The sequence below is a fragment of the Bacillus cereus group sp. MYBK139-1 genome (assembly GCF_051916915.1).
GTDB classification, from domain to species: domain Bacteria; phylum Bacillota; class Bacilli; order Bacillales; family Bacillaceae_G; genus Bacillus_A; species Bacillus_A pacificus.
Map to the genome: position 1 here is coordinate 868,877 of NZ_JBQAHO010000001.1, position 23,763 is coordinate 892,639.

Below are 23,763 nucleotides of genomic sequence, written 5' to 3' on the forward strand. Positions count from 1 at the left end.
ATTCATTTTTCTATTAATAAAAAAGGGTAGTATATGAATACATAATGTAGTTTCATATACTACCTTTTTTATTATGATAATATTTTCGTCATAAGTATATGTGGAATACCGTCTTCCATAAATATATCAGAAGAAGTTTGATAACCTAATTTTTTATAAAATCCTTCAGCCTGTGTTTGACCGTGTAGTTTTACTTTTGTAGATTCTTTTTCACGAGCAATTTCTTCTAACGCTTGAATAATTACTTTTCCTAATCCATATTTGCGATAGTCTTTTAAAATACAAATACGTTCTAATTTACCAGTGCCATCAACAAATCGTATGCGACCTGTACCAACGGGAAACTCATTATAATAAACTAAAATATGTTTACATGTCTCACCAATTTCATCGAATGTATCGAATTCGTCTTCAAGAGGGACATTTTGTTCTTTTACAAATACTTCTTTTCGAATGTAGAAGGCAGTTTCTAAATCTGTAAGTTCTGTTATGAGTTTGGAGTGCAATTTGTTCAGCCCTTTCTAGTGTAATGTACTTTTATTTTCATAGTATATCATAATGATACGTAGTAAAGAGAAATATAAAAAGCTGACTGTAAGAGTCAGCATCCATTATAATTCCTGTATCCCGTTTTTTGTTCCAATAATCGCCTTACTAGTCATATTAACAAACAATCCGGTTTCAACTACACCAGTAATCATTTTTAAATGATTGTGTAAATTGGCAGGATTCGTTATGTTATGAGGGAATACACAATCAATAATCATGTTATTATTATCGGTTATAAATGTTTCATTATTTTTTAAGCGTAACGTTGTTTGACAACCTAAAGATTGAATTTTACTTTCGGTTTGTTTCCATGAAAAAGGTATGATTTCAACAGGTAATGGAAAAGTACCTAAATGCGTTACAAGTTTTGATTCATCAGCAATGATAAGTAGTTCTTTAGAGGAGGAGGCAACGATTTTTTCACGAAGTAATGCGCCACCGCCTCCTTTTATAAGGTGTAAATTTGAATCAATTTCATCCGCTCCATCAATTGTAAGATCAAGACTTTGTATGTCGTTTAATGAAATTAGTGGGATATTTAGTTGCTGAGCTAATACTTCAGTTTCTTTTGATGTCGGGACAGCTTGAAATGATAGTCCTTCTTTTACACGTTCACCTAATTTTTCTATCGTCCAGTATACGGTAGAACCTGTACCAAGCCCAATCTTCATTCCATCTTTTACGAAAGTCGCAGCATATTCACCAGCGAGTTGTTTTAAATTCATCGATTTACTCCGCCGGGCGTGGTCCAGCATCAAGACCTGAATTTTCAACTGTAAGTACCGGACGAACTACTATATCCTTATGTACACGCATTTGACAAGATAATCGTAAATGATCTTCAATCCCTTTTTCTGTAATCGCATTTTTTTCATTTGCATTCGCTTCACAAAAATCACCTGCTATTATTTCAACTCTACAAGTTGTGCACCGTGCTTTCCCGCCGCAGCGATGGAGAATGTTTACACCGTTATCTTCAATCGCTAATACTAACTTTGTGCCTTCTTTTACATCAAAAGTTCCCGCACCTTCAATTGTTAATTTTGGCAAATTTATTCCTCCTCACGTAAAATGGTACATAACATATTTATGACCGCGAACTATTGAACATAAACATAATTTTTTTATTTGCCCCGTAACTTTTTTATTTGTTGAATCGTTAATTAAGTAAGCGCTGAAAAGGAGTGGTTATTTTGTGCACAAAAGTTACTCATATTTTAAAGAATCATATCGATATGAATCATTCAAATATAAATTTTTTAATTGAGCAATATGGAGAGTTAAAAAGATACTGTACTTTTTTAACGAAAAACAAATGGGATGGGGAAGATCTCGCCCAAGAAACAGTTTGTAAAGTTCTTCAAAAATATAGTAATAAAGATATTTGTATGACACTCGTCTATAAAATAGCAAGAAATCGTTGGTTAGATCAGATGAAATCTAAGTCTGTTCATGAAAAAATAAGAAAACAAATCACTTTTGAAGAGCCACAAGAGAATATTGCAGATTTGCATGAAATGGTAGGGAAGGTATTATCTTCATTAAATGTACAGCAATCCACGATTTTATTATTAAAGGATGTTTTTCAATATAGTATCGCTGATATTGCTAAAGTATGTTCCGTATCGGAAGGGGCAGTAAAAGCTTCTTTGTTTCGGAGTAGAAATAGGTTGAAAACTGTAAGTGAAGAAGGGATTGAGATTGTTGAATTCACAGATGATATGGAAGTTGTAGTAACGTCTATTCGAGAAGAGAGACCGGAATTATTAACGAAACTGCTTCCGACAATAGATTTTACTAAGTTACCATCTAAACAGCCAGTCTTGTTATTTAATGTGAAACAATCCTCTTCCTACAGTTGTATGCTTTGCGCGGCATAATAATTATTGGAGGGATTTAAAATGAATGCAATTCCATATGTAGTAGAACAAACAAAATTAGGAGAACGTTCCTATGATATATATTCAAGGTTATTGAAAGACCGCATTATTATAATCGGTTCAGAGATTAATGATCAGGTTGCGAGTAGTGTAGTAGCGCAATTATTATTTTTAGAAGCGGAAGACGCGGAGAAAGATATATTCCTGTATATTAATAGTCCTGGCGGCTCAACGACAGCGGGATTTGCAATATTAGATACAATGAATCTTATTAAACCGGATGTGCAAACGCTTTGTATGGGCTTAGCTGCATCATTTGGTGCCCTTTTACTATTAGCTGGTGCAAAAGGAAAAAGATTCGCGCTTCCTAATAGTGAAATCATGATTCATCAGCCACTTGGCGGTGTAAAAGGGCAAGCAACAGAAATCGAAATTACAGCAAAAAGAATATTGAAATTAAAGCATGACATTAATAAGATTATTGCTGATAGAACAGGACAGCCAATCGAAAAAATAGCACATGATACGGAAAGAGATTATTTTATGACAGCAGAGGAAGCTAAAGAATATGGGATTGTTGATGGGGTCGTTGAGAAAAAATAACATAAACCAGGCTAGAGAATATGCTCATTCTCTAGCCTGGTTTTTTAATCTTTAATCCATTTATCAACTAACGGTTGGTTCTTTTTAATCCATTTTTGCGCCGCTTCTTCGGGATCTTTCGTTTTATTTAACTCGACCATTAATGTACCGAGCTGTTCATCGTTCATTTTCCATTTGTCAAAGTATTTTATGATATCTGGATGATCTTTTTCGAAACCTTTACGAACAGAGTAATAAATGTCATCTTTTTCACCATATACTTTCTTAGGGTCTTTTAAATATTTTAAATCAAATTCTGAAAAGCCCCAATGCGGATTCCAAAGCGTAACAGCGATTGGTTTCTTTTTCGTATATGCTTTCTTTAGTTCACTCATCATCGCCGCTTCAGAAGATTGGACAAGTTTTAGTTTAATATCATATTCCTTCATCGCCTTATTTGTTAAATTCATTAGACTGCTGCCAGGTTCAATTCCGACAATTTTATTATCTAGTTCATCTTTATGTGTATTTAGATCTTCAATGCTGTTTATGTTTTTCACATAAGAAGGGACAACTAAACCTAGTCCGGTTCCTTCATACCATTTTGATTTTAAGACAATTTCATCTTTATAACGATCATTTAGTGGTTTATCCGTAACGGGTAGCCATACTTCTAAATTAGCATCAACATCACCGCGAGCAACACCAGTCCAAATTGCCGCTTTTTCTAAATACATAAGCTCAACTTTGTAGCCTTTTTGTTCTAATAGAACTTTCCACATGTTTGCTGTTGCAATGTTTTCTTTCCAACTTGTTACACCTAGTTTAATTTTTCCTTTCGAATTTGCATTTGTTGCATTACATGAAGAGAAAATCATAGTAATAAATAATGCAAGGCATATGAGCCATATTTTCTTTCTCATTAAAAACCTCCTAAGAAACGTTTGCTTTTTAAATAAATGTATAAGTAAGCATTCTTATTATGAACGGAAACGAGAATTTTAAAGAAATCTTATAAATGTTATTTTTATGTAATATTTCTTTGCAAAATCGCAACACTATGTGAATAGATGGGTAGAAAAGGAGTAGTGACATGGATAATACAAAGGTACGTGTTGAAAACGTAACAAAAGTATTTGGGAAACACCCGCAAAGAGCGCTTACCTTATTAAAAGAAGGAAAAAGTAAATCGGAAATTTTGAAAGAGACAGGAATGAACGTTGGCGTAAAAAAGGCGACGTTCGAAGTATATACGGGAGAAATTTTCGTTATTATGGGATTGTCTGGTAGCGGGAAATCGACGTTAGTTCGTATGTTAAACCAACTGATTAGACCAACAGCGGGACATATATACATAGATGGAGAAGATATCGCAACGATGGGCAAAGAAGAGTTGCGAAGAGTGAGAAGAACGAAGATGAGCATGGTGTTTCAGAAATTCGCTCTATTCCCTCATCGTACCGTTTTGCAAAATGTTGCATATGGTTTAGAAATACAAGGAGTTCCAGTAGAGGAACGAGAGAGAAAAGCGTTAGAGTCCTTGAAATTAGTTGGATTAGACCATCATAAAGATAATTATCCAAGTCAACTGAGTGGTGGTATGCAACAGCGTGTCGGCATTGCGAGAGCGCTTACGAATGATCCGGATGTTTTACTTATGGATGAGTCATTTAGTGCATTAGATCCACTGATTCGAAAAGAAATGCAAGATGAACTGTTAGAATTACAAGATAAAATGGAAAAAACAATTATTTTTATTACGCATGATTTAGATGAAGCCCTTCGAATTGGTGATCGAATTGCGTTAATGAAAGATGGAGAAGTTGTCCAAATTGGAACGCCAGAAGAAATTATGATGAGTCCTGCGAATGAATTTGTAGAGAAATTCGTGGCGGATGTGAATTTAGGAAAAGTAATAACGGCGGAATCTATATTAAAACGACCAGAGACGTTATTAATTGACCGTGGACCACGTGTAGCACTTCAAATTATGAGAAATGCCGGCGTTTCTACAGTGTATGTTGTTAACAAAAAGTATGAGTTTTTAGGAATATTAACGGCAGATGATGCGAGTAAAGCAGTTCAAAAACAGTGGCCCATTGCTGATTTATTACTTACCGATATCCCACACGTGTATTTAGATACTTTACTGGAAGAAACGTATGCGAAAATGGCGGAGATGAAATATCCGTTACCAGTAATTGATGAGAAGAAAAGGTTAAGAGGAATTATTAAACGTGAAAGTGTCATTCAAGCTCTTGCAGGTAATATTGAAGAAGAGGTGAAAGACGATGAATAGTATACCACGTATTCCTTTAGGGGAATGGGTCGACTCATTTGTTGCAAGTTTATATGAGCACTTTGAAGGGTTATTCCGAGGGTTCTCTTATATTATCGGCGGATTCGTTGATTTACTCACTAATTTTTTAACAATAATACCGGCCATATTGATGATTATCATCCTTTGTTTCCTCATTTGGTACACAACGAGAAAAGTATCTTTAGTCATTTTTACACTGATTGGGTTATTATTTATTTTGAATATTAACTACTGGGCACAAACGATGCAAACATTAGCTCTCGTACTTACGTCTGTTATTATTTCAATTATTGTCGGAATTCCAATTGGTATATTAGCATCTCAAAATGAACGTTTCTCAAAATTTTTAAAACCGACATTAGATTTTATGCAAACAATGCCGGCTTTCGTATATCTTATTCCCGCGATTACATTTTTTGGAGTAGGTGTAGTACCTGGGATTATTGCATCGGTAATCTTTGCAATGCCACCGACAATTCGTTTTACTGACTTAGGAATTAGACAAGTTCCAGAAGATTTAATAGAAGCAGCGAATGCGTTTGGCTCTACCGCATCACAAAAATTATTTAAAGTACAATTACCACTCGCAACTGGAACGATCATGGCTGGTGTGAACCAAAGTATTATGCTCTCTTTATCAATGGTAGTAACAGCATCGCTTGTAGGAGCACCAGGTCTTGGAGTTGATGTATATCGCTCTGTAACACAAGTTAATATCGGAATGGGATTTGAAGCTGGACTAGCTATTGTTGTCATTGCGATTATATTAGACCGCATTACACAAGGATTTCATCAAAAAAGAAGATAAACAAAAAACACACTTTATTATACAAAGTGTGTTTTTTGTTTGAATAGATTATATTCGAACGATAACAGAACCGTCAGCTGACGCAAAAACTTGTTTTTTTATTTCATTGATTTAATTCTTCGATGAATAACGATATGTTTGTTTAATAGCGACTTGAAAATCTCTTCTTAAGAAGAGGATTATGTGGTGGAAAAGTATAAGTAATAAAGTACATTTTTTGGAAATTATTAAGTGGAATAGCGAATATATTAGGAGACAGTGAAGTCATGTAAATAGATATTATTTTGGAAGAAATTATGAGAGGAGATGCTATTTTGTCTAAAAAGAAAAAAAGCAATGATGCCTTGGCAATAGGCGTCGGTATAGGGGTTGTAATTGGTGTAGTCCAAGGTTATTTTACAAATAATTTAGTAATCGGAATTGTGATTGGGATTATAATTGGAGTTGTGGTTTTGAAGAAAAAATGAGGTGTAAATTCAATTCAAAATTGTTGCATTAAAAGAATGAATTTTCGGAATATAAATCCTATTTTTCCTTTTTTTATGATATTATATATAAAAAGGATGGTGATGGATATGCCAACAAATAATCAAGAAGAACAAAATTGCTTCATTTGTGAAAAACATAAAGGAAATATTACAGTTCCAGGTGGAGCTATTTACGAAGATGAACTCGTTTACGTTGGACATGTCCACTGGGATAGCGAAGAAACGTATCTTGGTTATGTAATGATAGATATAAAAAGACATGTACCTGGTCTTGCTGAACTAACAGATGAAGAAGCGAAAAGGTTCGGACTTATATCAAGTAGAGTAAGTAAAGCACTAAAAGAAAGTGAAGGTGCGGAACATATTTACACTTTTGTTTCAGGAAATGGTGTACCACATATGCACATCATACCGCGTTATGAAAATACACCAAAAGAGTTTTGGTCACCGACTGAAGTAGCGAAATGGAACGGTGCGCCTTATGGTGACGCAGAAAAAATCAAAAAACTATGCGAAAGATTACGAAAGTATATGGTGAGTGAATATGCATACAACAAATAATAGACAACATTCATGGGTTGGAAGTAGTGAAATGTGTTTAGACGAAGTTTCAGTAAAACAATATGGTGACATCGTGCTCGGTACATATGGTGGGAATATAAGTGCTGGAGCAAAAAAGAACGAAGATGGTGCGTTAGTTTGGTCAAATGGTGATTGGGAATGTGCAGCTATATTAGATGGACATAATAGTGCAGAAAGTGTTGATTTAGTAGTAAATACAATTCAAAAAGAATATGAAAATATAAAAGAAATGATGAATGAATCGATTGATACAGTATTCCGGTCTATTGAAAATCATATTCTTACTATCTTTCAATCTTCTTCATTTAAGGAAAAGTGTCAAAGAATTAAAGGTGAAACAGCTTGCTTACTATGTGTAAGAAAAGAAAACTACATATGGTGGTTATCTATTGGCGACTGTTTAGTGTATGTATTTCATGATGAATTACACAAATTAGGACAATACGCATTAAATCAACGTCATTTTTACGAATGGATTGGAAATGTAAACACATTTGATTTACCTGTTCCTTGTTATTCAACAGGCATTCGTGAATTACGTAATGGCAACAATCGAATTGTAATGGTGACAGATGGAGTATTAGAATGCGGGGAACGTCGGTATGAAACTCCTGTAAATCTGTATAGTGATATGAATAGAAATAATATAAAACTTGAAGAAAGTGTTCATCATGTATTAGAGCACGTTCATCATCAATTCGGACGCGATAGTGCGACAATTATTAGTTGGGACAATGATAATAAAGGAAAAGCTACTTATCCGAGTGATCAGCCAGATAAAAAGTAAAGGAGGAGACATCACTGTTTTTAGTTAAAGGAATTTTATTAATAGTATGGATCATATTCTTAGTTGTTTTGGAAAAAGTAGTGAGAAAAAAATTAAATATACCGAAACAAACAGACTGGAATAGTAAATATGTAAACAACGCTCATAAATGGGGCACTAGGGCTCTTATCATTTCTTATATAATTGTTACGCTGATATGTGCTACTTTAAATCCTATTTATATTAGTAATTTACCCATTTTATTTTTAATAACCTTATACTGCTTTCAATCATATATGGAATGGAAATTTGATAAAGAATCGAGGGAATATGTCATTTCTTTCGGAACGGTTCCGTTATTAATAATAACAGGAATTATGCTTAATCTTTTCTTTTATAGATATTGGATTTAATTATATATGGAATGAATGGGGAGACAAAATGAAAATGCCTAAATTACGTGCTGAAGCAATGATTGTAAATAAAGATCATTCTAAAGTACTAGTACAATGTGATTTAAGTGAAACATTTTATCGTTTTCCAGGAGGTTCTATTGAATTTGGTGAAACAGCAAAAGAAGCGATAATACGAGAATTAATGGAAGAATACGATTTGAAAATTGATGTCCAAGGGCTAGCTGTTGTAAATGAGCATATTTTCGAGTGGAACAACGAAAAAGGACATCATTGTACATTGGGGAACTGTTCAAGAGATGGTTACAAATGAAATAAGGCATAAAGAACATGAGAATATTATATTAATATGGAAGAGCATAGAGGAATTAAAGGAGAAGCCAACATATCCTGAAGGAATTGTAAGTTATTTAGAAGAGAATAACCATAATATAGTCCACTTTGTTTCTAAAAATATATAAAGTAATTGGAGGGATAACAATGGATACCTCTACAATTTTAATTATTATTGGACTGGGTATAGGTGGTTACTTTTTAGAACAGTTTTTAAGAAGAAAATTAAATATGGAGAAAAGAGGCTTCTTTGGATATAAGCATGTGAATAGTTTACATGTAAAATTAGAAATAGGGCTTATTATTATTTATGTAATAAGTAGTTGTTATTATATGTTTAAATTTGAAAATGCTAAAATGGCTTATGTCATGTTTACTTATTTAGGGATATCATGGACTTTAAGAGCATGGATGGAATGGAAATATGATAGAAAATCAAAAGAATATATACTTTCGATAACGGGAATGATTTCTTTTATATTGATGCTCTCGATACTATTTTATTTCGTTCCACCTGCTACATAATAAATTCATTAATAATAGTACAAATAATGAAATAACTAATAAAGGAAGAAACCATTTATCGCTAAATGGTTTCTTATTTATTTAAGTATTTATTTTAGCTAAAATAGATGTAACGAAATTTGTTTTATCCTCTGCATATCGATGTTTATCATTAGGATTAGCTTGTGAAAGTTGAATTTTCAACTGTTCATACTGTATACGAGCAGTTTTATTGTCTATTAAGTAATCTCGAAATTGTAATTGTTCTATTAAATATGAATTCCCTTGTTCATACATATGAATTTGATGAGTTCTTGGCTCACCTTTATTAAAATAATATCGTTCAGGCAGTACATCTTTTCTATATTTATAGTTTAGCAGTTCTAACTTGTTAATACAGTTTAAACCATCGTTATAATCTTCTAATTCGATTGCAATATCAATAATTGGCTTTGCACTTAAATGTGGAATTGCAGTACTGCCAATATGGTGTATAGCTAAAATATGTTTCCCAATTTGTTTCTCAATGAATTGTTTTTCTTTCATAAACTCCAATTCCCATTCCTCAGTCCACGGAACTAAAAATACTTTCCCGTACGGTAAACCTAGCATTTGTTTAGCACCTCTTTTAAAATGGTTTTCAATAAAAGTAATTACATTTTCTTAAAGCTTCTCAAAACAAGATATTCCCACAATCTCCAAGGAAGAATTTTCTTTGCAAAGATCATAAATTTCACACCTTTTCCAATCGGATATCGTAAATTCGTACGCTTAGATTCAGCAATTTCTACAATTTTATTAGCAACATCTATCGGATTGCCAAATGTATCACTGCCGCTATTAATATGTTTTTGTATTTTGTCCATATATTCTTTGTAAGGAGAAGTAGTATCAGATTGGTTTGTAGCTAGTTGTTTACCAACTTCCCATATATTCGTGTTATAAGAACCAGGTTCCACTAAAGCAACATCTATTCCGAACGGTTTTACTTCTAAACGAAGGGATTCACTCCATCCTTCTAATGCATGTTTTGAAGAAACGTAAGGAGATAGACCAGGGAATCCAACTTGACCACTAATGCTGCTTATATTAATAATTTTTCCGCTTTGTTGTTCTCTCATATAAGGTAAAACAAGCTGAGTAATTGATATAGCTCCAAAAAAGTTCGTTTCAAATTGTTTACGGTATTCCTCTACTGGAATTTCTTCTACAAAGCCCCCATTGGCATATCCTGCATTATTAATGAGGAGGTCCACTTTGTTTATTTCTTTTAAAAATAATTGAAAGTTATGTAAAGAGTTTTGATCGGTTACATCTAATTGTTGAATTTTTATGTTTTGCTGTAAGTTGAGTTGAGTAGCTTGAGATAATAAGTTTCCTTGTTTTTCAAGGTTTCTTATTGTTGCGATAACTAAATAATCTTTTTTTGCGAGTTCGAGTGTAGTTAATAGTCCGAATCCACTTGAAGCTCCTGTAATAACCGCGATTTGTTTATTCATTTTCTGCCAGCTTTCTTTTTCTTTTATCATAACGAGTTATGATAAGAAAATCTATTATTCTTACACTTTCTTTGAAAGCTATTCATGTTAATTCAATATTCTATGGTTTTTAAAGAGGGAATTATACGGACTTATCGTATATAGAGAAGTGAGTATGAATACGTTTATGAAATGAGGGAAGAAAAATGGCCCATGTGAAAGATATATTAGCAGATCAGTTATTAGCGAATGCAAACGATCCTAGTTGGTATATTCCGTTTTCAGATGCAGTGAAAGATCTATCTGAGAGAGAAGCTTTCTGGAAACCGAATGAAGAGAGTAATAGTATAGCTGAAATTGTACAACATTTACTGTATTGGAACTCAACGTGGCAAACTAGGTATAAAGAATCAAATGTGAATGCCGTGCCCGCTATTGGTGATAATAACAAAAGTTTTATGCTTTCAGATAATCAATCTTTCGATGAATTAAGAGAAAAACTACTTGAGAAACTGTTACTATGGCAAAAGCTAATAAATAAAGAAAAGGTTGAAAGTGATGTAGTTGGATTTCCAGTATGTGCAAAGTGGTGGGAAGTGCTAGCAAATGTCACAACTCATAATGCTTATCATATTGGTCAAATTATTTACATTCGGAAGTTACAGAAGAGTTTTGATCATGAATAAAATAATGATTCTCAAACTAGGTGAACAAAAGTGGACAAAACGAGACAGATGTCTCAATTTGTCCACTTTTTTATTTTGGAAGAAAAGAGAAACCCTATTAAATCAAGAATTAGAATTTGGCACAGTACTTGCAATATAAAAGATGAACAAGAAAATAGGAGGGCTGGACATGTTAAAAACAACTGAAAGTAAAGGGAATGGAATTACGAAAGAACAAGCTCGTTGGATGTATGAAAAAATGTTAGAGATTCGTAAGTTTGAAGATAAGGTACATGAATTGTTCGCTCAAGGTGTGCTGCCAGGTTTCGTCCATTTATACGCGGGTGAAGAAGCAGTAGCAGTTGGTGTATGTGCCCACTTAACGGATCGTGACAGTATTACAAGTACACATAGAGGACATGGGCATTGTATCGCAAAAGGTTGCGATTTAAACGGTATGATGGCTGAACTTTTTGGGAAAGCGACAGGGTTATGTAAAGGTAAAGGCGGCTCCATGCACATTGCTGATTTAGATAAAGGAATGCTTGGTGCAAATGGGATTGTAGGCGGTGGGTTTCCACTTGCTTGTGGCTCAGCATTAACAGCTAAATATAAAGGAACGAAAGATGTAAGTGTTTGTTTCTTCGGTGACGGAGCAAATAATGAAGGAACATTTCACGAAGGGGTTAATTTAGCGGCGATTTGGAAATTACCAGTTATTTTTATCGCAGAAAATAACGGTTACGGTGAAGCGACAACATTTGAATATGCTTCAAGTTGTGATTCCATTGCAGATCGAGCGAAGGCTTACAATATTCCAGGTGTTCAAGTGGATGGAAAGGACTTGCTTGCAGTGTATAAAGCAGCGGAAGAAGCAGTAGAACGTGCTCGTAATGGCGGTGGTCCAACAATAATTGAATGTATGACATATCGTAATTACGGTCATTTCGAAGGTGAAGCACAAACGTATAAAACTTCAGAAGAAAAAGAAGAACATTTAAATGAAAAAGATGCGATTGTGAATTTCCGTAAGCATTTAATTCATGAAGCTTTATTAACTGAATCTGAGCTTGTAGATATGGAAAAGGCAGTAGATGAAGCGGTTCAAAAATCAATTGAATTTAGTGAAAATAGTCCATATCCAGAGGATGAAGAGTTATTAAAAGATGTATACGTTTCTTACAAATAAGAGGAGGGTGAAAAATAATGACTAGAACAGTAAGTATGTCAACTGCGATTAATGAAGCGATGAAAATCTCAATGCGTCGTGATGAAAACGTAATTTTAATAGGAGAAGACGTTGCAGGTGGTGCACAAGTTGATCACTTGCAAGATGATGAAGCATGGGGCGGTGTACTCGGTGTTACGAAAGGCCTTGTACAAGAATTTGGCCGAAATCGTATTTTAGATACACCAATTTCAGAAGCGGGTTACATGGGAGCAGCAATGGCAGCTGCGGCAACAGGACTACGTCCGATTGCTGAATTAATGTTTAATGATTTTATCGGTAGTTGTCTTGATCAAGTATTAAACCAAGGTGCAAAGTTCCGCTATATGTTCGGTGGTAAAGCGAAAGTGCCAGTTACAGTGCGTACGATGCATGGTGCAGGTTTTAGCGCAGCTGCACAACATTCACAAAGTTTGTATGCGTTATTTACGAGCATTCCAGGTATAAAAGTTGTCGTTCCTTCTACTCCATATGACGCAAAAGGCTTATTATTAGCGGCAATTGAAGATGATGACCCAGTAATCTTCTTTGAAGATAAAACACTTTACAATATGAAAGGTGAAGTGCCGGAAGGGTATTATACAATTCCATTAGGTAAAGCAGATATAAAACGTGAAGGTTCTGATGTAACAATCGTCGCCATTGGAAAACAAGTTCATACAGCACTTGCAGCTGCTGAGCAATTATCGAAAAAAGGACTTGAAGTAGAAGTAATTGATCCACGTTCTTTATCACCACTGGATGAAGATACGATTTTAGCATCAGTTGAAAAAACAAATCGCCTTATTGTTATTGATGAAGCAAATCCAAGATGTAGTATCGCAACGGATATTGCGGCAATTGTAGCGGATAAAGGATTCGATTTGTTAGATGCACCTATTAAACGAATTACAGCACCACATACACCAGTTCCGTTCTCGCCACCACTTGAAAAGTTATATTTACCAACGCCGGAAAAAGTAATTGAAACTGTATCAGAAATGATCGGAGACCAATCTTTATTACATGTGTAATAAAACGATGAGAAGGGAGAGAGAAGCATGGCTGTAGAAGTTGTAATGCCGAAGTTAGGTATGGCGATGAAAGAAGGTATTATTACGAGCTGGAATATTAAAGCAGGCGATCATGTATCAAAAGGTGAACTAATTGCTAGTATTAATTCGGAAAAAATCGAAACTGAAATAGAAGCACCAGCGGATGGAACTGTTCTTGATATAGCTGTAAGTGAAGATGAGGGGGTTCCACCTGGCACTGTCATTTGCTATATCGGTAAGCTGAACGAAAAAGTAGAAATCAATGAAAGTATAAATGTTGTAGAAGAAAAAGCACCTAATCTAGAGCCTAAAAAGGTCCAACATCCAGAACCATATGCGAAAGAAGTGGCGAAGCAAAGAATCAAAATTTCACCTGTAGCGAAGAAAATTGCAAAGTCTGAAAATCTAGATATCAAAGCATTAGTTGGTACAGGCCCTGGCGGAAGGATTACAAAAGTAGACGTATTAAAAGCGATTGAAGAAAGAGTAACAATTCCAGAAGTACTTGAACAAGAAGAAAGTAAAGTAATTCCTGTTACTGGTATGCGGAAAGCAATCGCAAACCGTATGCATGCAAGTTTACAAAATAGTGCGCAATTAACAATAACGATGAAAGTAGATGTTACAGATTTAGTTGCTTTACATAAAGAAATAGCGGCAGTTGTACAAGAACGATACGATAACAAACTAACTATTACGGATTTCGTTTCTCGTGCTGTTGTATTAGCGCTTGGAGAGCATAAAGAAATGAACAGCGCTTATATGGATGATACAATTCATCAATTTGAACATGTTCATTTAGGCATGGCAGTCGCATTAGAAAAAGGATTAGTCGTTCCAGCTATTCGCTTTGCTAATCATCTATCTTTAGTAGAGTTATCTAAACAAATTAAAAATGTTGCACAAAAAGCAAGAGAAGGTAGTTTAAGTAGTGATGATATGCAAGGGACAACCTTTACAATTAGTAATTTAGGTAGCTTCGGTATTGAATATTTTACGCCAGTATTAAATACACCTGAAACTGGTATTTTAGGTGTAGGTGCAATTGAACATGTTCCAGTATATAAAGGAAAGAAAATAAAAAAAGGCAGTATGTTACCTTTAAGTTTAACATTCGATCATCGTGTATTAGATGGTGCACCAGCAGCTGCATTTTTACGCACAATTAAACGTTATTTAGAAGAACCTGTAACAATTCTTTTATAAAGAGAAGGTGAGAGAATGAGTAAACTAGTCGTTATTGGTGGCGGACCTGCTGGCTATGTAGCAGCAATTACCGCGGCTCAAAGTGGAAAAGAAGTCACTCTTATTGATGAAGCTGATCTTGGCGGGACTTGTTTAAATGTTGGGTGCATGCCTACAAAATCATTGTTAGAAAGTGCAGAAGTGCATGACATTGTGAGAAAAGCGAATCATTATGGAGTTATGCTTAACGAAGGAAGTATTTCAGTTGATTGGAAGCAAATGCAGGCGAGGAAATCACAAGTTGTAACACAGCTCGTCCAAGGAATTCAATATTTAATGAAGAAAAATAAAATAAAAGTTATACAAGGTAAAGCAAGATTTGAAACGGATCATCGTGTGAGAGTTACACAAGGTGATAAAGAAATTGTAGTAGATGGAGAACAGTTCATTATTGCAGCAGGTTCAGAACCGACTGAATTACCTTTTGCTACATTTGATGGGAAATGGATTTTAAATAGTAGCCATGCAATGTCCCTAGAAAATATACCGAAATCATTATTAATTGTTGGTGGTGGTGTAATAGGATGCGAGTTTGCAAGTATTTATAGTCGTCTTGGAACAAAAGTTACGATTGTTGAAATGGCACCGCAATTATTACCTGGTGAAGATGAAGATATCGCATACATTTTAAGAGGAAAACTAGAAAATGATGGCGTAGAAATATTTACAGGAGCAGTTTTAAAAGGATTAAATAATTATAAGAAACAGGCTTCATTTGAATATGAAGGAAGTATCCAAGAAGTTAATCCGGAATTTGTTCTCGTTTCTGTCGGCCGAAAACCACGTGTACAACAATTAGATTTAGAAAAAGCAGGCATTCAATATTCAAATAAAGGAATTTCTGTGAATGAACATATGCAAACCAATGTATCACATATTTACGCAGCGGGTGATGTGATTGGTGGAATCCAGCTTGCTCACGTTGCTTTCCATGAAGGAACGACAGCAGCATTACATGCGAGTGGAGAAGATGTAAAAGTAAACTATCATGCTGTACCTCGCTGTATTTATACAGCTCCAGAAATTGCTAGTGTCGGTTTAAGTGGAAAATTAGCAAGAGAGCAATATGGTGATATTCTTATCGGAGAGTTTCCTTTTTCAGCAAATGGAAAAGCGCTTATTATTGGAGAACAAACGGGTAAAGTAAAAGTCATTGTGGAACCTAAATATCAAGAAATTGTAGGGATTTCTATTATTGGTCCACGTGCAACCGAACTGATTGGACAAGGAACTGTAATGATTCATACAGAAGTTACTGCCGATATTATGAGAGATTATATTGCAGCGCATCCTACTTTATCTGAAGCGATTCATGAAGCGCTATTGCAAGCGGTAGGACATGCTGTACATGCTTAAATGAAATTGTAATAAACCACTATTCTCTAAATTTATGAGAGAATAGTGGTTTGAATTTTTACAAAAGAAATTGAATATCCTATTATTTTTTTACGTCAATCGCTGAAGTAATATCGTTCCAATCAGCAGCTAAATTAGCAGTTTTACCGTACCAATCAGCGTGTTTAAATATAACACCTTTTCCATATCCTTGTGTAGAAGTATGCTCCCAAAGTGTCGTTGAATAACTTGCAGAAGGTGATGCTGTACTTACAGAGGAAATTCTATCGTTCCAGCTAGATGGTAAGTTTTTAAAGCCGCTGCTCCAGTAAATATATTGGCCACCTTTATCTTTATGTTCATAAAAATCAGTACTACCAGCACCGCTACCTAAAGGATTGATTTTATTTTTAAGTACTTTTTTATCCTTTTCAATATAAGCATCTAATGTTTCGCGGCTAGTAAAACCATAAGCTAGCCAATCTCCATTTTCATTTTGCTCTGGTAATACCATAGTAATTTGAATGTCTTTCTTATCTTGATCACTTAATTTTGTAAGAGAATTAACATTCTGTTCATCCACTTTTAAATAATCAAAAGACTTAATTGTGTTACCTTTTTCTTCAGCACTTGCTACTCCTAGTCCTCCAGTTAATGCAAATCCCGCTACTAATGTACCTGCTACTAATTTCTTCAACATATAACCATCCCTTTTTGTTTAGATTTTTGTACAGGTGAATCTTTGTACTAGTAAAATGTATTCTAATTATCAACTATTGTAAATATTCTGAAGTTTTAGAAATAAAAGATGGAATATTTACAGTTTTGCATTTTTTCTTTAGAAAAAATAGTTATTGGAATGATATAATAAATAGATATATCGCTTTTGTTGAATCTTAAAATGTTTTAGGGGGAAAGTCTTTGAAGTATTTTAATAAAGATTGGTATAAAGAAATGCAAGTGTCTGGATTTTTAATTTTCCCAGAAACAGTAGAAGAATGGGAAGAGATGTTACGAGAGAGCGAAAAGATAGGAATAGATTATAAGCAAAGTTTAAGAGAAGACGTGGAAGAAAAGAAAGACGATTTATTAAAGTTTCTACCTAAGTCATTACATCCATACATTCATAACAATACAATTAATTCAGAATACCCATCGGAAAAGTTAAAAAAACTTATGTTGGAGTGGACTGAAGATTATGAGAAAAGAATGAATGATTTAGAACAAGATTATATAGATAATTATAATATTATAAAAGAAAAGCTCGCGCAGAACGTCGTTAAACTACATGAATACTCACTACATGATAGTGTGGTCAAATCAGTAGAGAGATTATCAAAAGATAAGCTAATTATTGCTTTGGATTGCAGCGGTACGTTCAGTGAATTTGATAAACTGCAAGTAACTTTTACAGGGGTAACGAAATGTTCTATTCCGGAAGATTTTGAAGGTGCTTGGTGGTTATGTCATGAAATAGTTCTTACGAATGAAGGGTTCGAATTGGGTGTTTTATTTGATTGTCCATTTGAAGAAGTAACGATTTGTGCAAAAGGCGTACTGCTTGAGATAAGTAACTAGTAAACTTTACAAATAAAAAACAGTCTTATAGGACTGTTTTTTATTTAGTTGCTAAATTATCAAGTTTCCAATATGTATCTGTTAACGGCGCGGCTTTGCTATCTATGTATAGATACATATTATTTAAATCTTTTGGTGAAGTTTTCAGTTCAAATACAACGTTAGTAGTTAAAGAGAATTCGTGTGGAACATTTTTATAGTGCTCGTCATATATCGGATGAGCTTCTCCTTCATATTTCTGACCAGTTTTTTCATCTTGTATGAAATATTTTATTTCCGAAAGATCAATAGTTTGTCCATCATCTCGAACATTATTAATCATAACACGAGTAGTAATGCGCCATTCTTTGTCTATTTTTTCGAATTTAGCATTTTCAACAGTTGCTCTATAGTATTCATTTTTAACTATTTCCCCATAATGCATTGCATTCTTTTCAAGAGCGCTCTTTTCTTGTTTTGGTGCAGTATTCCCGTGACATCCTGCCATTAGTCCTGTAAATAATAATGCTGTACAAGTTACTTTTATTATAGATTTCATAATAATTCCTTTCTGTGTTAAAAAGTAAAACATAGGAATAATTTTACATTAATAGAAGGATGAACGGAAGTATAATTGTGAAATATGCAAATATGCATTTATTTAGTTGTTAATTTAATGGGATAGAAAAAGAGAGAAAACCTGTATAGAGCTGAATAAAGAAGCATTAAAAATATTGTAAAATAGAAAAAACATGCATATAATTAAAAGATGGATAAAATTTCCGAATATTCAATGATAGTGGTGAGAACATGTTTACTGAAGAGCGTAGAGAGAAAATTTTGGAATTACTTAAGAAAAATGGAAGGGTAATTGCTAAAGATCTTGCGGAAAGTTTTGATATGTCAATTGATTCAATAAGAAGAGATTTGTCTATTATGGAGAAGGATGGCTTATTAAAAAGAACGCACGGAGGTGCAATTGAACTTGCTCGAGTAAGGAATTTAGCTGTTGAGCGATTTGAGCGTTATAGTAATGGTTCTGTATATGAAGACGCAATTGCAAAAATTGCAGCTTCTTATATACAAGAAGGAGATTCTGTTTTTATTGGTGGGACTTCCATTCATTATGTCATGTTAAAATATTTACCTGAAACATCATTTACAGTTGTTACGAATTCTATAGAAATTGCTAGTACGTTACGGGAATATAAGAACATTGATACGTACTTAATTGGTGGAAAGGTGAAACCATCAGGAAATATGACAGATACACTTGCCTCAGAATTGATAAGTAGATTCTCTATTGATCTGTATTTCTCTACAGGTGGTGGCATTTCATTGAATGGTATAAGTACTGCAACGCCTGAAGTTGCTTATTTTAGTAAAACAGTAAATAAGATTGCTAGACGAAATATTTGTTTAGCTCCTCACAATAAACTTGGAATAGACTACTTTATAAAAGGAGAATTACTGATTGAAATTGACCTTATAATAACAGATTCAGAGGCTAGTAAAGAAACGATTCAACAATTTGAGAAACAAGGTAAAGAAATTGTAATAGCATCAATAGACTACTTTTAAAAGGAGCTTGAAATGATTATAAAAGGAAAAAAAACCACATAAATGGATTAGTTTATACAATTCGTTTGACAACTGAAACAGATGCGGAACAGTTATCGGAAATTAGGGTTCAGATTGATGGAGAAACTGAAAACATGGATAGAGAAGCTGGAGAGGGATTTATAGATAAGATAGGTTTTCAAAAAATAATAAAAGCAGATAGTGACGAGACAAAGAATTTGTTTTTAGTTGCAGAAGTGCACAACCGAATCGTTGGGTTTTCAAGGTGCGAAGGGTCAAATTTGAAGAGATTATCTCATAAAGTAGAATTTGGCGTTTGTATTTTAAAAGAGTTTTGGGGATATGGAATAGGTAAAAGTCTATTGCAACAATCTATTCATTGGGCTGATGAAAATGAGATTAAAAAGATATCATTACAAGTATTAGAGACAAACGAAAAAGCGATCCAACTTTATAAAAAATTAGGTTTTGAAGTAGAAGGAATTTTGAAAAATGATAAAAGGCTGTCGGATGAGAAGTATTATAATACGGTTGTAATGGGAAGGTGTATTTGAGTCTGCGCATAAAAGAGGTGGGAATGTATGTTTTATAGAAGAAAGTACTATATAGTAAAGAATGAATTTATAGAAATATTTAATGAGCATTTTAATAAAACAAACTTACCGAATCAGTTAAAGCATGGTTCCAGGCTAATAGGACGCTGGATGAAAGATAATAAGAATGATACGACTGAAGTGTTTGCCATATGGGAATATGATAGTTATGAACAATATAAAGAAATAGAATCAAAGATTAGAAATGACGAGAAGCATATTAGAAGAATACATGAATGGTATGAAAAACATGGCGGGAAACAATATGTTTTTCAGGAGTACATAGTAGAGATGAAAAATGAAGAGTTAGTGTGTACTGTAAAGTGATAGAGAGGTGAGGGATAATGGGAATGAAAACAAAATTATATTTTAGTGTAGCATCCACAATTTTATTTGCAATAGCCGTGATTATTTTCTTTATAAACGGCAATCCACAAAAATGGTTTTGGTTATGTATTTTTTTTGCTTCCATTATACAAAATATAGTAATACTAAAAAAGAACAAAGAAGTGCATTAAGATATTCAAATTTTTAACATATTTGTGTCGTCTTTCTAGTTTTGTTGAAAACGATTTTATTCAGTTTTATAATAAAAGTATGTTTTTACAAATCTCCAAAATAATGAATAGGGAGATGATACAATGCTAGCTTCACCGTTTTACTTACATACATGGAAAAAGTTTGTTGATGAAGGTGTCCTTGATTCGAACCGTATAAACGAAAAAATTTCAGAGTCATGGTATCGATGTAAACAAGCAAATGTGAATCCTCATATGAATAAAGGTCAGAAAATTTTGTCTTCTAATATTTTTCAAGATCAAAAGAAAAAGAGTGAAATCTTCCTAGATATAGCAATACCTCAAATACAAAATATGAGAAAAACCATTGATGAACTGCAAATGATGGCATTATTAATCGATCCAGACGGTTACGTTCTATCATTAAGTGGAAATAAACAAACGTTGCAACGAGCGAAACATATTAATTTCGTTGAAGGTGTGAAATGGACGGAAGCGGCTGTTGGTACAAATGCGATAGGAACAGCGTTAGAAATTGAAGAGGCTATTATGATAAGTGGTACAGAGCATTATTCTGTCGCATCTCATAGCTGGAGCTGTGCGGCCGCTCCTATTCATAATGATGATGGGAAATTAATAGGCGTTCTAGATTTCTCTTGTCCGATTGAGTTCTCGCATCCATATATGCTCGGTATGGTAACTTCGATTGCACATGCGATTGAACGTGAATGTAGTATTCGAGTACATCAAAATGAACTGCAGTTAATCCATCGTTTTTTAGATGTAATTGACAGTGATGAACAAGTGGTTATTTGTAATCATCGCGATGTTATCGTTTCTGCGAGCAAGAGTGTTCGGGAACGAGTATGTAATTGGTCACGAATGAAACTTGCAGATTTAATGCAATATGGATTGAAGTTTAAATTAGAAGTTCCAGTATACAGTAATAATAGAATGATTGGGAAATGTATTTATGTAAAGGAAAATAAACAAGTAAAATCATTTTCAACGTCCCCATTTATAAATGGCATCACTTTTCCTGGAGTGATTGGGACAAGTAGTGCATTTCAACATACATTAGAAGAAATTAAGCTTGTATCACCAACTGACGCAAGTGTATATGTTTGTGGTGGAACAGGTGTAGGAAAAGAATATGTTGCGAGAGCGATTCATGAAAATAGTCCAAGAAAAAATGGTCCATTTATAGCTGTTAACTGCGGTTCATTACCGAAAGAATTAATGGAAAGTGAATTGTTCGGTTATGCTGAAGGAGCGTTTACAGGTGCACGGCGCCAAGGATATAAAGGGAAATTCCAACAAGCAGATGGAGGAACAATATTTTTAGATGAAATTGGTGAAGTGCCTCCAGAGATGCAAGTCGCATTATTGCGTGTTTTACAAGAACGAACAGTAACCCCAATTGGCAGTTCAAAAGAGGTACCGGTAAATATTCGTATTATTACTGCGACACATAAAGATTTATTGCGATTAGTAGAAGAAGGGAAATTTCGTCAAGATTTATATTATCGGTTACATGTTTATCCGCTTTATGTTCCAACGTTAATAGAAAGAAAAGAGGATATTCCATACTTCATAAAACATTTTTGCAAACGAAAGAATTGGAATGTTATATTTCCAAAAAGTATTTGTAATCAATTTTATCAGCATACATGGCCCGGAAATATTCGAGAATTATTAAATGTATTAGAACGCATTTACATTTTATCGCAAGGACAGGAAATATGCGAAAAACAAATCTCTTTTTTATTACAAACAATGATGGGAAATCAACATCAACTTGCATTGCAAGCAGAAAATAAAATAGAGAACACATTAAATTTCCGCGAAAGAATACAGCGTGACAGCATGATTGAAGCGCTAGAAAAGACGAATGGAAATGTTTCGTTAGCTGCAAAACTTTTAGATGTACCTCGAAGTACATTTTATAAACGAATGCAAAAATATAAGTTATAAAGTAGATTTTTGTAATCTACTTTTTCTTTGTGGGCTCATGTTCTGTCGGAATGTGCGCTTACCGGGGAAATAATAGAATAGTTAGAAATTAATTTCCGAAAGGGGGACTTATGTGAAGTATATTGAAATTGGCTTCGGAAATACGTGGTTTGTTCGAACAGAAACTGAAAATAAAGATGGAACTGAATTTGAGGAAAGAGGAATTATAAAACCTATTTATTTTGAGTCACTGTACGTACGAATGTGGTTTCGGAAAACGTGTTTAATTTTTGATACGAAAGAAGGGTTTAAAAAGGTTAAGAAGAGGAGGATTGATTATAAATTTATAGTTGGAATTGTAAGTAGACTGAATAAAGAAAAAGTGTACTAACATACGTAGTTATATTGACCAGAAAATCCTTTTGACTTATATCAAATTCATGAAAAGCAATTTTTACAAATATAAATTGATAATAAAACCGCTAAGGAAACTTAGCGGTTTCTTTTTAAATAGGAGGGATTTTCGTATGAATAGGATCGTAACGGTTTTACTTGCAATTATTATAATGGGGTATTCCATTTATAGTTGGAATGATACTTCGGAAATGAGTATGCTAATTTTACAAACGCTTTTAGGTTTTATGTTAGTTAGCTTAGGGGTGCGAAATTTAAAAAATAACGAAAAAGAAAATAGAAGTATAGGGATAGCTTTATTACTTGTGGCTTTGTTTTTAATTGTTGTATCTTTAATAAAATATTTTGTATGAATAAGTTTTTAAATTAATAAAAAATTAAAATTCTACTTGTATTTCACTATATAAAATATGGCATAATGATTTAGTTAAAATAGAAATGGATATGGTATTTGAGAGGGGCAGTATAATGAGTTTTGCAATAGAAATAGTAATAAAAGCACCAATGGATGTTGTATGTGACTACATAATAGAAGATGAAAAAATAAAAGAATGGAATACGTTTATAATAGAAAATCGCTATCCTTCAAATATGGATAAAGAGAATCCACGTGTAGGAGATAAATATATTACTGTTCAAAAAGTCGGTAAGAAAACATTCGAGGCTGAAGTAGAAATCCTTGAATACGATGCACCCCATATTATTTCACTTGGCAGTGAAATGAAGCAAGGTTATTCGGCAATGACTTATATGTTAGAAGAAGATGAGGAAGGTACAGCACTTACATTAATTTCAGAATATGAACCTAGTAATCTTTACTATAAAATTATGTATAAATTAACAGGCTGGATTTCACGAGGTTTAACTATGGAACAAATTGAGCGTCTAGCAGAATGTGTAGAAGCTGCTTATCATAAAGAAGATTAATATTAAAGAT

Annotated in this window: 29 protein-coding genes and 2 pseudogenes; 23 read left to right on the plus strand and 8 right to left on the minus strand. The window is 33.7% G+C overall.

Annotated elements, in window-relative coordinates; translation table 11 throughout:
• Nucleotides 1–71: 71 nt before the first annotated feature.
• From ACTFRS_RS04420 to ACTFRS_RS04430, 3 genes are all read right to left on the minus strand, one after another.
• The gene (locus ACTFRS_RS04420; RefSeq protein WP_139865811.1) at nt 72–506 is read right to left on the minus strand and encodes a GNAT family N-acetyltransferase; all 435 of its coding nucleotides are present in this window, start codon (nt 504–506) and stop codon (nt 72–74) included.
• Nucleotides 507–611: 105 nt separating this feature from the next.
• The gene (gene rpiA / locus ACTFRS_RS04425) at nt 612–1,274 is read right to left on the minus strand and encodes a ribose 5-phosphate isomerase A (protein ID WP_001050000.1); all 663 of its coding nucleotides are present in this window, start codon (nt 1,272–1,274) and stop codon (nt 612–614) included.
• Between the two features lie 4 nt (nt 1,275–1,278).
• The gene (locus tag ACTFRS_RS04430; RefSeq protein WP_139865810.1) at nt 1,279–1,599 is read right to left on the minus strand and encodes a 2Fe-2S iron-sulfur cluster-binding protein; all 321 of its coding nucleotides are present in this window, start codon (nt 1,597–1,599) and stop codon (nt 1,279–1,281) included.
• A gap of 143 nt (nt 1,600–1,742) precedes the next feature.
• Between ACTFRS_RS04430 and ACTFRS_RS04435 the strand changes: the two genes are divergently transcribed.
• Nucleotides 1,743–2,429, plus strand: coding sequence for an RNA polymerase subunit sigma-70 (locus ACTFRS_RS04435; RefSeq protein WP_431084653.1), 687 nt, complete (start codon nt 1,743–1,745; stop codon nt 2,427–2,429).
• A gap of 21 nt (nt 2,430–2,450) precedes the next feature.
• Complete coding sequence (gene clpP, locus ACTFRS_RS04440) at nt 2,451–3,032, plus strand: ATP-dependent Clp endopeptidase proteolytic subunit ClpP (RefSeq protein WP_001992188.1); 582 nt, start codon at nt 2,451–2,453, stop codon at nt 3,030–3,032.
• 44 nt (nt 3,033–3,076) lie between these two features.
• On the opposite strand, the gene ACTFRS_RS04445 is transcribed toward clpP, so the two are convergent.
• Complete coding sequence (locus tag ACTFRS_RS04445; RefSeq protein ID WP_440024147.1) at nt 3,077–3,934, minus strand: glycine betaine ABC transporter substrate-binding protein; 858 nt, start codon at nt 3,932–3,934, stop codon at nt 3,077–3,079.
• Nucleotides 3,935–4,104: 170 nt separating this feature from the next.
• Here ACTFRS_RS04445 and ACTFRS_RS04450 point away from each other — a divergent pair, with 170 nt between their 5' ends.
• From ACTFRS_RS04450 to ACTFRS_RS04485, 8 genes and pseudogenes are all read left to right on the plus strand, one after another.
• Complete coding sequence (locus ACTFRS_RS04450; protein WP_000370623.1) at nt 4,105–5,310, plus strand: quaternary amine ABC transporter ATP-binding protein; 1,206 nt, start codon at nt 4,105–4,107, stop codon at nt 5,308–5,310.
• Complete coding sequence (locus ACTFRS_RS04455; RefSeq protein WP_001084762.1) at nt 5,303–6,139, plus strand: ABC transporter permease; 837 nt, start codon at nt 5,303–5,305, stop codon at nt 6,137–6,139. The genes ACTFRS_RS04450 and ACTFRS_RS04455 overlap by 8 nt, the downstream gene beginning before the upstream one ends.
• A gap of 296 nt (nt 6,140–6,435) precedes the next feature.
• Nucleotides 6,436–6,606: a septum formation initiator gene (locus ACTFRS_RS04460; protein ID WP_440024609.1), complete on the plus strand. Its 171-nt coding sequence runs from the start codon at nt 6,436–6,438 to the stop codon at nt 6,604–6,606.
• A gap of 102 nt (nt 6,607–6,708) precedes the next feature.
• Complete coding sequence (locus ACTFRS_RS04465) at nt 6,709–7,188, plus strand: HIT family protein (protein ID WP_440024145.1); 480 nt, start codon at nt 6,709–6,711, stop codon at nt 7,186–7,188.
• Nucleotides 7,172–7,996 carry a PP2C family serine/threonine-protein phosphatase gene (locus tag ACTFRS_RS04470; protein ID WP_440024143.1) on the plus strand — a complete coding sequence of 275 codons (825 nt, stop codon included), beginning with the start codon at nt 7,172–7,174 and terminating at the stop codon, nt 7,994–7,996. Before ACTFRS_RS04465 ends, ACTFRS_RS04470 begins: the two co-directional genes overlap by 17 nt.
• A 68-nt stretch (nt 7,997–8,064) precedes the next feature.
• A complete protein-coding gene (locus tag ACTFRS_RS04475) occupies nt 8,065–8,388 on the plus strand; it encodes a DUF4181 domain-containing protein (protein WP_087953478.1) in 324 nt (107 codons plus the stop codon).
• A 28-nt stretch (nt 8,389–8,416) separates the two neighbouring features.
• Nucleotides 8,417–8,849 (plus strand): annotated as a pseudogene (locus tag ACTFRS_RS04480) (NUDIX domain-containing protein).
• A gap of 19 nt (nt 8,850–8,868) precedes the next feature.
• Nucleotides 8,869–9,246, plus strand: coding sequence for a DUF4181 domain-containing protein (locus ACTFRS_RS04485; RefSeq protein ID WP_440024141.1), 378 nt, complete (start codon nt 8,869–8,871; stop codon nt 9,244–9,246).
• Between the two features lie 81 nt (nt 9,247–9,327).
• Here the strand turns inward: ACTFRS_RS04485 and ACTFRS_RS04490 are convergent, their stop codons facing one another.
• On the minus strand, nt 9,328–9,837 hold the full coding sequence (locus tag ACTFRS_RS04490; RefSeq protein ID WP_139865802.1) for a GrpB family protein: 510 nt from the start codon (nt 9,835–9,837) through the stop codon (nt 9,328–9,330).
• Nucleotides 9,838–9,878: 41 nt separating this feature from the next.
• On the minus strand, nt 9,879–10,724 hold the full coding sequence (locus ACTFRS_RS04495) for an oxidoreductase (protein ID WP_240795781.1): 846 nt from the start codon (nt 10,722–10,724) through the stop codon (nt 9,879–9,881).
• Nucleotides 10,725–10,909: 185 nt separating this feature from the next.
• On the opposite strand from ACTFRS_RS04495, the gene ACTFRS_RS04500 reads away from it, so the two are divergent.
• From ACTFRS_RS04500 to lpdA, 5 genes are all read left to right on the plus strand, one after another.
• A complete protein-coding gene (locus tag ACTFRS_RS04500) occupies nt 10,910–11,389 on the plus strand; it encodes a DinB family protein (protein WP_139865800.1) in 480 nt (159 codons plus the stop codon).
• A 169-nt stretch (nt 11,390–11,558) separates the two neighbouring features.
• Nucleotides 11,559–12,557: an acetoin:2,6-dichlorophenolindophenol oxidoreductase subunit alpha gene (acoA, locus tag ACTFRS_RS04505; protein ID WP_000921303.1), complete on the plus strand. Its 999-nt coding sequence runs from the start codon at nt 11,559–11,561 to the stop codon at nt 12,555–12,557.
• A 17-nt stretch (nt 12,558–12,574) separates the two neighbouring features.
• On the plus strand, nt 12,575–13,609 hold the full coding sequence (acoB, locus tag ACTFRS_RS04510) for an acetoin:2,6-dichlorophenolindophenol oxidoreductase subunit beta (RefSeq protein ID WP_000198893.1): 1,035 nt from the start codon (nt 12,575–12,577) through the stop codon (nt 13,607–13,609).
• Between the two features lie 27 nt (nt 13,610–13,636).
• Nucleotides 13,637–14,836, plus strand: coding sequence for a dihydrolipoamide acetyltransferase family protein (locus ACTFRS_RS04515; RefSeq protein WP_139865798.1), 1,200 nt, complete (start codon nt 13,637–13,639; stop codon nt 14,834–14,836).
• A gap of 15 nt (nt 14,837–14,851) precedes the next feature.
• A complete protein-coding gene (lpdA, locus tag ACTFRS_RS04520; protein WP_139865797.1) occupies nt 14,852–16,231 on the plus strand; it encodes a dihydrolipoyl dehydrogenase in 1,380 nt (459 codons plus the stop codon).
• An 82-nt stretch (nt 16,232–16,313) separates the two neighbouring features.
• Here the strand turns inward: lpdA and ACTFRS_RS04525 are convergent, their stop codons facing one another.
• Complete coding sequence (locus tag ACTFRS_RS04525) at nt 16,314–16,910, minus strand: hypothetical protein (RefSeq protein ID WP_087953488.1); 597 nt, start codon at nt 16,908–16,910, stop codon at nt 16,314–16,316.
• Between the two features lie 221 nt (nt 16,911–17,131).
• Here ACTFRS_RS04525 and ACTFRS_RS04530 point away from each other — a divergent pair, with 221 nt between their 5' ends.
• Nucleotides 17,132–17,788 carry a DUF4085 family protein gene (locus ACTFRS_RS04530; RefSeq protein WP_139865796.1) on the plus strand — a complete coding sequence of 219 codons (657 nt, stop codon included), beginning with the start codon at nt 17,132–17,134 and terminating at the stop codon, nt 17,786–17,788.
• Nucleotides 17,789–17,828: 40 nt separating this feature from the next.
• Here the strand turns inward: ACTFRS_RS04530 and ACTFRS_RS04535 are convergent, their stop codons facing one another.
• Nucleotides 17,829–18,326 (minus strand): hypothetical protein, encoded by a 498-nt coding sequence (locus ACTFRS_RS04535; RefSeq protein WP_242293386.1) that lies wholly within the window; start codon nt 18,324–18,326, stop codon nt 17,829–17,831.
• A gap of 251 nt (nt 18,327–18,577) precedes the next feature.
• Here ACTFRS_RS04535 and ACTFRS_RS04540 point away from each other — a divergent pair, with 251 nt between their 5' ends.
• From ACTFRS_RS04540 to ACTFRS_RS04570, 7 genes and pseudogenes are all read left to right on the plus strand, one after another.
• Entirely contained in the window at nt 18,578–19,348 is a 771-nt protein-coding gene (locus tag ACTFRS_RS04540; RefSeq protein WP_139865794.1) for a DeoR/GlpR family DNA-binding transcription regulator, read from the plus strand.
• 12 nt (nt 19,349–19,360) lie between these two features.
• Nucleotides 19,361–19,902, plus strand: a pseudogene (locus ACTFRS_RS04545) (N-acetyltransferase family protein).
• 27 nt (nt 19,903–19,929) lie between these two features.
• Complete coding sequence (locus ACTFRS_RS04550) at nt 19,930–20,268, plus strand: NIPSNAP family protein (RefSeq protein ID WP_139865792.1); 339 nt, start codon at nt 19,930–19,932, stop codon at nt 20,266–20,268.
• 314 nt (nt 20,269–20,582) lie between these two features.
• Nucleotides 20,583–22,433, plus strand: coding sequence for a sigma-54-dependent Fis family transcriptional regulator (locus tag ACTFRS_RS04555; RefSeq protein ID WP_431084649.1), 1,851 nt, complete (start codon nt 20,583–20,585; stop codon nt 22,431–22,433).
• Between the two features lie 112 nt (nt 22,434–22,545).
• Nucleotides 22,546–22,803: a DUF3977 family protein gene (locus tag ACTFRS_RS04560; RefSeq protein WP_242293388.1), complete on the plus strand. Its 258-nt coding sequence runs from the start codon at nt 22,546–22,548 to the stop codon at nt 22,801–22,803.
• Between the two features lie 136 nt (nt 22,804–22,939).
• A complete protein-coding gene (locus ACTFRS_RS04565) occupies nt 22,940–23,179 on the plus strand; it encodes a DUF3953 domain-containing protein (RefSeq protein ID WP_440024136.1) in 240 nt (79 codons plus the stop codon).
• 115 nt (nt 23,180–23,294) lie between these two features.
• Nucleotides 23,295–23,753: an SRPBCC family protein gene (locus tag ACTFRS_RS04570; RefSeq protein ID WP_440024134.1), complete on the plus strand. Its 459-nt coding sequence runs from the start codon at nt 23,295–23,297 to the stop codon at nt 23,751–23,753.
• Nucleotides 23,754–23,763 lie beyond the last annotated feature (10 nt).

Coding starts and splice junctions, on each gene's coding strand:
- ACTFRS_RS04565 (WP_440024136.1), top strand. CDS start 22,940: ATGAATAGGATCGTAACGGTTTTACTTGCAATTATTATAATGGGGTAT.
- clpP (WP_001992188.1), top strand. CDS start 2,451: ATGAATGCAATTCCATATGTAGTAGAACAAACAAAATTAGGAGAACGT.
- ACTFRS_RS04490 (WP_139865802.1), bottom strand. CDS start 9,837: ATGCTAGGTTTACCGTACGGGAAAGTATTTTTAGTTCCGTGGACTGAG.
- ACTFRS_RS04470 (WP_440024143.1), top strand. CDS start 7,172: ATGCATACAACAAATAATAGACAACATTCATGGGTTGGAAGTAGTGAA.
- ACTFRS_RS04540 (WP_139865794.1), top strand. CDS start 18,578: ATGTTTACTGAAGAGCGTAGAGAGAAAATTTTGGAATTACTTAAGAAA.
- ACTFRS_RS04465 (WP_440024145.1), top strand. CDS start 6,709: ATGGATATGCCAACAAATAATCAAGAAGAACAAAATTGCTTCATTTGT.
- acoA (WP_000921303.1), top strand. CDS start 11,559: ATGTTAAAAACAACTGAAAGTAAAGGGAATGGAATTACGAAAGAACAA.
- ACTFRS_RS04500 (WP_139865800.1), top strand. CDS start 10,910: ATGGCCCATGTGAAAGATATATTAGCAGATCAGTTATTAGCGAATGCA.
- ACTFRS_RS04570 (WP_440024134.1), top strand. CDS start 23,295: ATGAGTTTTGCAATAGAAATAGTAATAAAAGCACCAATGGATGTTGTA.
- ACTFRS_RS04445 (WP_440024147.1), bottom strand. CDS start 3,934: ATGAGAAAGAAAATATGGCTCATATGCCTTGCATTATTTATTACTATG.
- ACTFRS_RS04495 (WP_240795781.1), bottom strand. CDS start 10,724: ATGAATAAACAAATCGCGGTTATTACAGGAGCTTCAAGTGGATTCGGA.
- rpiA (WP_001050000.1), bottom strand. CDS start 1,274: ATGAATTTAAAACAACTCGCTGGTGAATATGCTGCGACTTTCGTAAAA.
- ACTFRS_RS04450 (WP_000370623.1), top strand. CDS start 4,105: ATGGATAATACAAAGGTACGTGTTGAAAACGTAACAAAAGTATTTGGG.
- ACTFRS_RS04515 (WP_139865798.1), top strand. CDS start 13,637: ATGGCTGTAGAAGTTGTAATGCCGAAGTTAGGTATGGCGATGAAAGAA.
- acoB (WP_000198893.1), top strand. CDS start 12,575: ATGACTAGAACAGTAAGTATGTCAACTGCGATTAATGAAGCGATGAAA.
- ACTFRS_RS04485 (WP_440024141.1), top strand. CDS start 8,869: ATGGATACCTCTACAATTTTAATTATTATTGGACTGGGTATAGGTGGT.
- ACTFRS_RS04455 (WP_001084762.1), top strand. CDS start 5,303: ATGAATAGTATACCACGTATTCCTTTAGGGGAATGGGTCGACTCATTT.
- ACTFRS_RS04550 (WP_139865792.1), top strand. CDS start 19,930: ATGTTTTATAGAAGAAAGTACTATATAGTAAAGAATGAATTTATAGAA.
- ACTFRS_RS04555 (WP_431084649.1), top strand. CDS start 20,583: ATGCTAGCTTCACCGTTTTACTTACATACATGGAAAAAGTTTGTTGAT.
- ACTFRS_RS04535 (WP_242293386.1), bottom strand. CDS start 18,326: ATGAAATCTATAATAAAAGTAACTTGTACAGCATTATTATTTACAGGA.
- ACTFRS_RS04460 (WP_440024609.1), top strand. CDS start 6,436: ATGAGAGGAGATGCTATTTTGTCTAAAAAGAAAAAAAGCAATGATGCC.
- lpdA (WP_139865797.1), top strand. CDS start 14,852: ATGAGTAAACTAGTCGTTATTGGTGGCGGACCTGCTGGCTATGTAGCA.
- ACTFRS_RS04525 (WP_087953488.1), bottom strand. CDS start 16,910: ATGTTGAAGAAATTAGTAGCAGGTACATTAGTAGCGGGATTTGCATTA.